We start from the raw sequence: 10,160 nt of genomic DNA, 5'->3' as shown, positions 1-10,160 counted from the left end.
AATGTCGAGAACGGAGCGCATTATGCGGATATGGCTCTAGAGCGTCAATAGTTTTTTTGAATAAATTCTTTGAAACCAACCGTTCGAACTTTTTTTGAACAAAGAGACGTGTTTGTGATCAAAAACGGTTAATAAATCATTAAGCTTATTGATTTTTCCTTGCTTGTCGCTAAGGTTGATTTTGAGAAAAAAACAAAAAAGCCAACAGAATCTGTCGGCTTTAATGGTGTATTAATGGCTGATTAACGAGTTATTTACACGTTGAAGCGGAAGTGGATAACATCGCCATCTTTTACGATATATTCTTTACCTTCCAAGCGCCATTTGCCCGCTTCTTTGGCTCCATTTTCGCCGCGATATTGAATGAAATCATCATAACCCACAACTTCAGCGCGAATGAAACCACGTTCAAAGTCGGTATGGATTTTTCCCGCCGCTTGCGGAGCCGTCGCACCGACCGGAATCGTCCATGCACGCACTTCTTTTACGCCTGCGGTGAAGTAGGTTTGTAGTGTTAGCAGTTCGTAACCGGTACGAATTACGCGGTTTAGACCGGGTTCTTCAATGCCTAAATCGGCTAAAAACTCGGCGCGATCTTCTTCTTCAAGTTCAGATAGTTCAGCTTCAATGGCCGCGCAAACAGCAACCACAGAATTGTTCTCTTTTTCTGCAAACTCTCTGACAGCATCAAGGTACGGGTTATTTTCAAAGCCATCTTCGCTCACGTTGGCGATATACATGGTCGGTTTCAACGTTAAGAAGTTGAGATAATCTACGGCGGCTAGCTCTTCTTTTGAGAGTTCAACCGTGCGAGCCATACCACCTTCCGTTAATACAGGGAGTAGCTTCTCTAATACGGTGATTTCAAATTTAGCGTCTTTATCGCCACCTTTGGCACGTTTTGCTTGACGCTGAATGGCGCGTTCACAGCTATCAAGGTCGGCAAGGGCAAGCTCTAGATTGATTACTTCAATATCTTCAATTGGCGATACTTTGCCTGCTACGTGAACGATATTTTCGTTCTCGAAGCAGCGAACAACGTGACCAATTGCATCTGTTTCACGGATATTGGCAAGGAATTTGTTGCCTAAACCTTCACCTTTTGACGCGCCAGCCACTAGGCCTGCGATATCGACAAATTCCATTGTCGTCGGAAGGATACGTTGAGGGTTTACAATTTCTGCTAACGCATCAAGACGAAGGTCTGGAACAGGAACCACACCCGTGTTTGGTTCGATAGTGCAAAACGGGAAGTTTGCTGCTTCGATGCCCGCTTTAGTTAGTGCATTAAATAATGTTGATTTACCCACATTTGGTAAACCCACGATGCCACATTTAAAACCCATGACTGTAACCTTATTCAGCTTTGAACGTATGTAAGCGATTTTGTGCTTTAGTTAGACCATCTTTTAGTAAAATGTCGAAGCAACGAACCGATTCGTCAACCGCGGCATCTAGGCACTCTTGCTCTTTGGCGGGTGCTTTACCTAAAACATAGCCTGCTACTTTATCTTTGTGCCCCGGATGGCCGATACCAATCCGCAGGCGGTAGAATTCTTTGTTATTGCCGAGTTTGCTGATGGTGTCTTTAAGGCCATTATGCCCGCCATGACCACCGCCCATTTTGAACTTAGCGACCCCGGGAGGTAAGTCTAGTTCATCATGTGCCACCATGATCTCTTCTGGTTTTATCTGGTAAAACTTGGCGATGGCCGCCACGGCTTTACCGGATAAATTCATAAAAGTTGTTGGGATCAATAAACGCAGATCTTCACCATTAACCACGATACGTCCGGTGAAACCGAAGAATTTGGCTTCGTTTTTCAAGGTGACGTTATGAACTCGGGCTAATTCTTCTACTACCCAAGCGCCGGCATTGTGCCTCGTTTTGGCGTATTCAGGACCAGGATTCGCTAGCCCGACAAGAAGTTTGATTGGTTGGCTCAAGGTTAGGATCTCTTTGCAATATCAAAAGCGCGGTATGATAGCACACAAAAGGGAAAGGGTGCGAGGCGCTAAAATAACAAAGGAAAAAGCACCTCATTTTTCAATGAAGTGCTTTAAAAGTATTTAAAAATAAGTAAATAAACTGAGTTTTAATTAAACATGGCAGAAATAGACTCTTCGTTGCTAATGCGACGAATCGCTTCAGCAAGCATGCTAGACAAGGTTAATTGTGTCACTTTGCCGGTTGCCGCCATCTCTTTAGATAGGGTGATCGAGTCTGTGACGATAACTTGGTCTAGTACTGAGTTTTTGATATTTTTTGCTGCGTTACCTGAGAATACCGCGTGCGTTGCGTAAGCAAACACACGTTTTGCTCCACGTTCTTTCAACGCTTCAGCGGCTTTACACAAAGTGCCGCCAGTGTCGATCATGTCATCCACGATCACACAATCGCGCCCATCAACATCGCCAATCAGGTTCATAACTTCAGACACGTTGGCGCGTGGACGACGTTTATCAACGATTGCGATGTCGATATCACCTAATGCTTTTGCAGTCGCACGAGCACGAACCACGCCACCAAGGTCAGGTGAAACCACAACAGGATCTTCTAACCCACGCGCTTTCATATCTTCAAGCAACACCGGCGTACCAAAGATGTTATCTACTGGGACGTCAAAGAAGCCTTGGATTTGTTCTGCGTGAAGGTCGATGGTCAAAACGCGGTCAACACCAACGTTTGAAAGGAAATCTGCAACAACTTTTGCAGTGATCGGTACACGAGCAGAGCGCACTCGGCGGTCTTGACGGGCATAACCAAAATATGGGATGACAGCAGTAATACGGCCTGCTGAAGCACGGCGCATTGCATCAATCATCACTACTAATTCCATTAAGTTGTCATTAGTAGGAGCACAAGTAGATTGAATAATAAATACATCGCTACCACGAACATTTTCGTTGATTTGCACTGCAACTTCACCGTCGGAGAAACGAGAAACAGTAGCATCACCAAGAGAGATGTATAGACGTTCAGCAATACGTTGGGCTAGTTCAGGTGTGGCGTTACCAGCAAATAGCTTCATATCAGGCACGGTGGAAACCTCAGGGTTGCGTCCAGTTTTTAAATAGGTCGGGTGTTGGCGAATTGGTATTCAGCCAGAGTCTTTTTCAGTGGCGAAATGTTACACCCTAAGGCGACAAACGCGAAGACTGTGTCAGGGAGCTTGGCAAGGACAGCTTCCGCTTCTACTTTGCTAGAAAATTCGGCAAAAACGCAAGATCCCGTCCCAGTCAATCTTGACGGCGCGTATTGTAGCAGCCATGAAAGTTGCTTATCAACCTCTGGGTACAGCATTCGGACAATTTTTTCGCAATCGTTTTCGTAAGGGTGTTCGAGAAGCGTTGCTAGCGCTCGTTTTGGCGTGTTCCTTATCAATTGGGGATGAGTGAAAATATCTTTCGTTGCAATGCTCACATTAGGCCGAACCACCAAATACCATTTTTGCTTTGGTTCGGTTTGGGTCAGTTTTTCACCTACGCCTTCAGCAAATGCGGCAAAGCCATGGACAAAAACGGGAACATCCGCCCCGAGTGTTAAACCGAGCGTAGCGAGTTCTTGCTGTGATAAATTGGTTTGCCATAAGTAGTTCAGTGCAACAAGCACGGTTGCAGCATTGGAAGAGCCGCCACCGATGCCACCGCCCATTGGCAAAACTTTATTTAATTCAATGCTCGCGCCATAACGGCATCCACTTGCCTTTTGTAAGGCGATGGCCGCTTTCCAAATCAAGTTGTCTTGTAGCGCAACGCCAGCAATGGCTGGTGTGAGAGTTATTTCGCCAGACTGATTGGCGGTAATGGTTAACTCATCACCAAAATCGAGAAATTGAAACAGTGTCTGTAATTCATGATACCCGTCGGCTCTTTGCCCGGTGATGTACAGAAACAGGTTGAGCTTAGCGGGTGATGGCCAGTGGGTTGGGGTGCAAATCATGGCGTTAGGGTCCACTTTGAAATGATGAGGTTTAATGAAACTTGATCTTGAGTCAGCTTCAGTTTGGCCGGAAGTGGCACTGAAGTGGAAGAAGCGGATGTTGAGACGAAGGGATAAGCTTGGTAGTTCAAATATTCCAAGTGCCAGCGGCTAAGCCCTAGCTGTTTATCTAACGATGCCAACAAATTATTTTGATTCAATTGAAAACCATCCGCCTTGGTTGGCAGCCCAAGCAGCCAATCTTGTAGCTGCTCAATGGGGATCGATAACCCAGTTAACTCGTAAACTAAAGCATCCGCATTCTGCGCATCGATAATTTGATCATCATACGTTTTGACCTGGGCGCCCTGAGGCGAGATGGAGAGATTTAAAACGGTCTGCCCTAAAAATGTTGAGAGACGAAGCTGGCTATGGTCGGCGTTTTTTTGCCAATGAAAATTGAGGGATTGGCGCTGTTGTGGTGATATATAGCCGAGTTTTCCGCTGGCTTGGTACTCGCGGATCGTTTGCAATTGCTGTTGGTGTTGCTGCCAGCCGACGCTCTCGACCCTTGTTGAGGGTAAGTTTGTGCAACCAAAGAGTGTTAGCAGAGTGAGGAGAGTTAAAATCAGTCTATTTGCGCGTGTCATATCTGCCCATTATTTACACAGTGAAGGCCGTAAAAACGCCTCACTATATCATTGATATCACGAAGTCGGGAAAACAAATCCTTGTTGCCCTTTCATTAAAACAGGGCATCAAGTAAAATTCTGCTCCTATTTACATTTCCTGAACCGAGAAACCTCTATAGATGTCCTTGCTTGCTATTGGAATAAATCACAATACAGCGTCGGTAGAACTGCGAGAGAAAGTGGCGTTTGGTCCTGATAAATTATCAGAAGCCTTGCGACAACTTGCGTCCAGTTCCAGCGTTCAAGGTAGCGTTATTGTCTCTACCTGTAATCGCACGGAAATTTATTGTGATGTAAAATCATCGAGCAAAAGTAAGTTAATCGATTGGTTGTCTCAGTTCCATCATGTGAATCCTGAAGATCTTAAACCGAGTTTGTATGTACACGAAGAACAAGCCGCTATTCGTCATTTGATGCGAGTGGCTTGTGGTCTGGATTCACTGGTATTGGGTGAGCCGCAAATTTTAGGGCAGGTGAAACAAGCCTATGCGGATGCTCGCGAGCATAACGCGGCTGATTCAGCGATTGAAAAACTGTTTCAAAAAGCATTCTCGGTAGCTAAACGTGTGCGCACCGAAACCGAAATAGGCGGCAGTGCGGTATCTGTAGCTTATGCTGCTTGTACGTTGGCAAAGCAGATCTTTGAATCACTCTCTGATTCAACGGTAATGTTGGTTGGAGCGGGTGAAACCATCGAACTGGTTGCGAAGCATTTAGCCAGCCATCGATGTAAACGCATGATAGTTGCCAACCGAACCCGCGAGCGAGCGATGGGGCTTGCACAGCAGTTTGATGCTGAAGTGATTGCACTCAATGAGATCCCTGACTATCTCGCCCACGCGGATATCGTCATCAGTTCCACCGCTAGCCCACTGCCGATTATTGGCAAAGGGATGGTAGAAAGTGCGATTAAAGTGCGTCGCCATCAACCCATGTTATTGATTGATATTGCCGTGCCTCGTGATATTGAATCGCAGGTCGGTGATTTAAACGATGCCTATCTGTATACGGTTGATGATCTTCAGTCGATTGTAGACAGCAATATGGAACAGCGTAAAGTTGAAGCCATTCAAGCTGAAGCGATTGTCAGTGAAGAGAGCGCAGTCTTTATGAGCTGGATGCGCTCCTTGCAAGCGGTAGACAGCATCCGAGAATACCGTCAATCGGCCAACGAAATTCGTCAAGAATTGCTCAGTAAAAGCTTGCAGGCACTGGCTGCAGGGGGCGATCCTGAAAAAGTGTTACTTGAGTTAAGTAACAAACTCACCAATCGATTGATCCACACACCAACCCGAGCATTGCAAAGCGCTGCAGAGTTAGGTGAACCGGCTAAATTGGCCGTGATTAGACAAAGTTTGGGTCTTGACGACCCTCGATAATATCCGTCACTCCGAATTAAAGAAGAAACTATGAAAGCGTCGATTTTAGTTAAGCTTGAATCCCTTGTTGAGCGTTACGAAGAGGTTCAGCGCCTGCTTGGCGAGCCTACCGTAATTAGTGATCAAAACAAATTCCGTACTTTGTCAAAAGAGTACTCTCAGCTTGAGGAAGTCACTAAATGCTTCCAAGCTTACCAACAAGCGCAAGAGGATTTGGTTGCCGCAGAAGAGATGACCAAAGAAGAAGACGCCGAGATGCGTGAGATGGCTCAAGAGGAAATCAAAATAGCCAAAGCGACGATTGAACGTCTCACTGATGAATTGCAAATTCTGTTGCTACCAAAAGATCCGAACGATGATCGCAACTGCTTTTTAGAAATTCGTGCAGGGGCGGGCGGTGATGAGGCGGGTATTTTTGCTGGCGATCTGTTCCGTATGTATAGCCGTTATGCTGAGAAGATGAGCTGGCGTATCGAAATTATGTCCGCTAGTTATGCTGAGCATGGCGGCTATAAAGAAGTGATTGCTAAAGTGAGTGGTGATGGCGCTTACGGTGTGCTTAAGTTTGAATCAGGCGGTCACCGCGTACAGCGTGTTCCGGCCACGGAATCTCAAGGTCGTGTGCATACTTCCGCTTGTACCGTCGCGATCATGCCCGAAATTCCTGAAGCCGAAATTCCAGAAATTAAAGCTAGCGATCTGAAAATTGACACTTTCCGCTCATCGGGCGCGGGTGGTCAGCACGTAAACACCACCGACTCTGCGATCCGTATTACCCACTTACCAACAGGCACGGTAGTTGAGTGTCAGGACGAGCGTTCACAGCACAAAAACAAAGCCAAAGCGATGGCCGTATTGGCCGCTCGTATTGCACAAGCGGAAGAAGCGAAGCGCGCAGCCGAAGTGTCCGATACTCGTCGTAACCTACTGGGTTCTGGTGATCGTAGCGACCGTATTCGTACTTACAACTATCCGCAAGGTCGCGTTTCCGATCATCGTATTAACTTAACCATCTATCGTCTTAATGAAGTGATGGAAGGGGATCTGCAAAGCTTGATTGATCCAATCATTCAAGAATATCAAGCAGACCAACTTGCCGCTCTTGCCGATCAACACTGATCCCATGACGTTATCTCGTATTGATGATGCGTTGAAAGCCGCGATTGCTCAACTCCAAGAAGGCGGCAGTGATTCGCCTTCTGTGGATGCAGCGGTGCTGCTTTGCCATGTACTGGATAAACCACGTTCTTATCTGCTGACTTGGCCTGAAAAGACCTTAAGCGAAACGCAGTCGCGGCAATTTTGCTCGTTGATTACGCGTCGAGTGACGGGGGAGCCAGTGGCCTATTTGGTTGGGGAACGTGAGTTTTGGTCGCTGCCACTGAAAGTTTCGCCTTCGACATTAATTCCTCGGCCGGATACTGAACGCTTGGTTGAAATTGCGTTAGAAAAAAGCCAGCAGACGCAAGGGGATATTTTGGACTTAGGCACAGGAACTGGCGCGATAGCATTAGCGTTAGCGTCTGAGTTACCTGAACGTCATGTGGTTGGTATCGACTTACGCCCAGAAGCGCAAGCCTTAGCGTTGGAAAACGCGCAGCGTTTAACTATTACCAATGTCACATTTTTACAAGGTAGTTGGTTTGAACCTTTAAAGCTCGGTACAAAGTTTGCTTTAATTGTCTCCAATCCACCGTATATTGAAGAAAATGATCCCCATCTCACGCAGGGGGATGTACGTTTTGAGCCTTTAAGTGCGCTGGTGGCCAAAGACAAAGGCTTGGCTGACATTAAACACATTGCAGAGAATGCGCGTCACTATTTGCAGCAACAAGGCTGGCTGCTGTTTGAACATGGTTATGATCAAGGGGCGGCAGTCAGAGCGTTATTTGAGTCACTCGGCTATCACCATGTAGTGACAGAAAAGGATTATGCGGGTAATGACCGAGTCACACTGGGTCAATATTCGCACTCAGAAGAGAGAGCATCATGTACGAAGGATTAAAACATTTTCATCTACTGACCATTGCGATCAGTGCACTATTGTTGTCGGTACGTTATGCCTTGATGATGATGGATTCCAAATGGCTGCAACACCCTTTTTTGAAACGTTTTCCTCATATTAACGATTCGTTGTTGTTGTTATCGGGTATCGCGTTGATTGTGATGTCTGGTTTTATCCCATTTACCCCAGCCGCACCTTGGTTAACTGAGAAGCTGACTTGTGTGATGGCGTACATTGCGCTGGGCTTCTTTGCGCTCAAACTGGGTAGGAATAAGCTGTTGCGTACCTTTGCTTTTTTGGGCGCATTAGGTTGGCTTGCTATGGCGGGAAAAATCGCCATCGTAAAAACGGCTATGTTTTTAGGCTAACAGCATCCGAGCGGCATTATGTTTGAATGGTTCGATGAAGATTTTGATGCAATGGAATTGGTGGAAGGGGCGCTGATCTTAAACAAGGCCGTCAATCCTGAAACTGAGGATGAATGGGCACGCCAAGAGTTGGCCCGTTTGCTTACACAAGCAAAACACGAGTTAGCTAATGAACAGGATGAAAAACAGCGTTTCGAAGCGTTGTTGCATCTGTTTTACCAACAATGGGGTTTTCGCGGTGACAGAGAGGCTTATTTTGATTCACGTAATGCCTTCATCGATAAAGTGTTGCAGCACCGCAAAGGTATTCCCGTCAGTTTAGGTACGCTGTTGCTCTATTTTGCGCGCAAGCTAGGCTTTCCTTTACAAGGTATTACCTTTCCCACACAGTTTTTATTGCAGTTGCATTGGTGCGATGAATCACCGATTTATATTAACCCTTTTACTGGTGAAACCGTCTCATTACATATACTACAAGCGTGGTTAGTTGGGCATAAAGGGGTCTTGTCTAAGCTGAAATCGAGTCATTTGGAAGTGACAGATAATCCGACGGTGATCGGTCGTTGGCTGGCACTACTAAAGAGCGCACTATTAAGAGAAGAGCGTTATACCTTAGCGCTGCGTTGTACTGATTTAGCGCTGACTTTTGTTCCTGATGATCCGTATGAGATCCGCGATCGCGGATTTATCTATCAGCAACTGGATTGTCACCAAATTGCCTTATCCGATTATCAATACTTTATTGATCATTGTCCGAATGATCCGGCGGCTGAGTTATTAAAAAATCAAGTTAATGCATTAAGCTTTGAAGCTATTACGCTGCATTAACCGCTAAATGAGAGAGAATAAAATGGAACAAAAAATCGTCCACGTGGGTGATATTCCCGTTGCCAACGACAAACCGTTTACTCTGTTTGCTGGAATGAACGTCCTTGAATCCCGTGATTTAGCGATGCAAATCTGTGAGCATTACGTGAAAGTGACCGATAAACTCGGTATCCCTTATGTGTTTAAAGCTTCTTTTGATAAAGCCAACCGCAGCTCTGTTCACTCTTATCGTGGCCCTGGCTTGGAAGAGGGAATGAAAATTTTCCAAGAGCTAAAAGAGACCTTTGGCGTCAAAATCATCACTGACGTGCACACAGAAGCTCAAGCTCAGCCTGTGTCTGAGGTGGTTGATGTGATTCAACTGCCAGCGTTTCTTGCTCGTCAAACTGACCTTGTCGAAGCGATGGCGAAAACAGGTGCAGTGATCAACGTGAAAAAACCACAATTTATGAGCCCTGGTCAAGTGGGCAATATCGTGGAAAAATTTGCAGAGTGCGGCAACGACAAAGTGATTTTATGTGAACGTGGTGCTTGCCATGGCTATGATAATCTGGTCGTTGATATGTTGGGTTTTGGTGTGATGAAAAAAGTATCAAACGGCAGCCCAATTATTTTTGATGTGACCCATTCACTGCAAATGCGCGACCCTTCTGGCGCAGCTTCTGGTGGGCGTCGTGAACAGACAGTTGAGTTAGCAAAATCAGGTCTTGCTGCCGGGATTGCGGGCCTTTTTATTGAAGCGCATCCAAACCCAGATAAAGCGCGTTGCGATGGTCCATCGGCACTGCCTTTGGATAAACTTGAACCTTTCCTTGCACAAATGAAAGCGTTAGATGATTTGATCAAGAGCTTTGCTCATATCGATATCCGCTGATTTTTTGTTGGATCTACCACTTATAATTTGGCCACCGCAAGGTGGTCAAATTTTATCGAATGTTTCCCAAACTTGTTTATCTTGTCTAAGTG

Annotated in this window: 11 protein-coding genes; 6 read left to right on the top strand and 5 right to left on the bottom strand. The window is 45.9% G+C overall.

Going from position 1 to position 10,160, the window contains the following annotated elements; translation table 11 throughout:
• Nucleotides 1–254 precede the first annotated feature (254 nt).
• From ychF to lolB, 5 genes are all read right to left on the bottom strand, one after another.
• Nucleotides 255–1,346 (bottom strand): redox-regulated ATPase YchF, encoded by a 1,092-nt coding sequence (gene ychF / locus B9J84_RS12325; protein WP_013857965.1) that lies wholly within the window; start codon nt 1,344–1,346, stop codon nt 255–257.
• A gap of 10 nt (nt 1,347–1,356) precedes the next feature.
• Nucleotides 1,357–1,947 (bottom strand): aminoacyl-tRNA hydrolase, encoded by a 591-nt coding sequence (gene pth, locus B9J84_RS12320; RefSeq protein WP_013856262.1) that lies wholly within the window; start codon nt 1,945–1,947, stop codon nt 1,357–1,359.
• 149 nt (nt 1,948–2,096) lie between these two features.
• A complete protein-coding gene (locus B9J84_RS12315; protein ID WP_010320509.1) occupies nt 2,097–3,041 on the bottom strand; it encodes a ribose-phosphate pyrophosphokinase in 945 nt (314 codons plus the stop codon).
• Nucleotides 3,042–3,070: 29 nt separating this feature from the next.
• On the bottom strand, nt 3,071–3,943 hold the full coding sequence (ispE, locus tag B9J84_RS12310; RefSeq protein WP_019280893.1) for a 4-(cytidine 5'-diphospho)-2-C-methyl-D-erythritol kinase: 873 nt from the start codon (nt 3,941–3,943) through the stop codon (nt 3,071–3,073).
• Nucleotides 3,940–4,572, bottom strand: coding sequence for a lipoprotein insertase outer membrane protein LolB (gene lolB, locus B9J84_RS12305; protein ID WP_094124247.1), 633 nt, complete (start codon nt 4,570–4,572; stop codon nt 3,940–3,942). Before lolB ends, ispE begins: the two co-directional genes overlap by 4 nt.
• A 161-nt stretch (nt 4,573–4,733) precedes the next feature.
• Between lolB and hemA the strand changes: the two genes are divergently transcribed.
• The 6 genes from hemA to kdsA are packed head-to-tail and all read left to right on the top strand — an operon-like array spanning nt 4,734 to nt 10,068.
• A complete protein-coding gene (gene hemA, locus B9J84_RS12300) occupies nt 4,734–5,993 on the top strand; it encodes a glutamyl-tRNA reductase (protein WP_094124246.1) in 1,260 nt (419 codons plus the stop codon).
• A gap of 30 nt (nt 5,994–6,023) precedes the next feature.
• On the top strand, nt 6,024–7,112 hold the full coding sequence (gene prfA, locus B9J84_RS12295; RefSeq protein ID WP_013856266.1) for a peptide chain release factor 1: 1,089 nt from the start codon (nt 6,024–6,026) through the stop codon (nt 7,110–7,112).
• A 4-nt stretch (nt 7,113–7,116) separates the two neighbouring features.
• A complete protein-coding gene (prmC, locus tag B9J84_RS12290; RefSeq protein WP_017045760.1) occupies nt 7,117–7,998 on the top strand; it encodes a peptide chain release factor N(5)-glutamine methyltransferase in 882 nt (293 codons plus the stop codon).
• A complete protein-coding gene (locus B9J84_RS12285) occupies nt 7,983–8,366 on the top strand; it encodes a SirB2 family protein (protein ID WP_013856268.1) in 384 nt (127 codons plus the stop codon). The genes prmC and B9J84_RS12285 overlap by 16 nt, the downstream gene beginning before the upstream one ends.
• Nucleotides 8,367–8,384: 18 nt before the next feature.
• Entirely contained in the window at nt 8,385–9,194 is an 810-nt protein-coding gene (locus B9J84_RS12280) for a SirB1 family protein (RefSeq protein ID WP_094124245.1), read from the top strand.
• 22 nt (nt 9,195–9,216) lie between these two features.
• Nucleotides 9,217–10,068, top strand: a complete 852-nt coding sequence (gene kdsA / locus B9J84_RS12275; RefSeq protein ID WP_026028071.1) for a 3-deoxy-8-phosphooctulonate synthase — start codon at nt 9,217–9,219, stop codon at nt 10,066–10,068.
• Nucleotides 10,069–10,160 lie beyond the last annotated feature (92 nt).

Source organism: Vibrio sp. V03_P4A6T147, assembly GCF_002241085.1.
In the GTDB taxonomy this organism is placed as follows: domain Bacteria; phylum Pseudomonadota; class Gammaproteobacteria; order Enterobacterales; family Vibrionaceae; genus Vibrio; species Vibrio anguillarum.
This window is presented reverse-complemented; position numbering and strand designations above follow the sequence as displayed.

Coding starts and splice junctions, on each gene's coding strand:
- ychF (WP_013857965.1), bottom strand. CDS start 1,346: ATGGGTTTTAAATGTGGCATCGTGGGTTTACCAAATGTGGGTAAATCA.
- ispE (WP_019280893.1), bottom strand. CDS start 3,943: ATGATTTGCACCCCAACCCACTGGCCATCACCCGCTAAGCTCAACCTG.
- lolB (WP_094124247.1), bottom strand. CDS start 4,572: ATGACACGCGCAAATAGACTGATTTTAACTCTCCTCACTCTGCTAACA.
- hemA (WP_094124246.1), top strand. CDS start 4,734: ATGTCCTTGCTTGCTATTGGAATAAATCACAATACAGCGTCGGTAGAA.
- prfA (WP_013856266.1), top strand. CDS start 6,024: ATGAAAGCGTCGATTTTAGTTAAGCTTGAATCCCTTGTTGAGCGTTAC.
- prmC (WP_017045760.1), top strand. CDS start 7,117: ATGACGTTATCTCGTATTGATGATGCGTTGAAAGCCGCGATTGCTCAA.
- B9J84_RS12285 (WP_013856268.1), top strand. CDS start 7,983: ATGTACGAAGGATTAAAACATTTTCATCTACTGACCATTGCGATCAGT.
- B9J84_RS12280 (WP_094124245.1), top strand. CDS start 8,385: ATGTTTGAATGGTTCGATGAAGATTTTGATGCAATGGAATTGGTGGAA.
- kdsA (WP_026028071.1), top strand. CDS start 9,217: ATGGAACAAAAAATCGTCCACGTGGGTGATATTCCCGTTGCCAACGAC.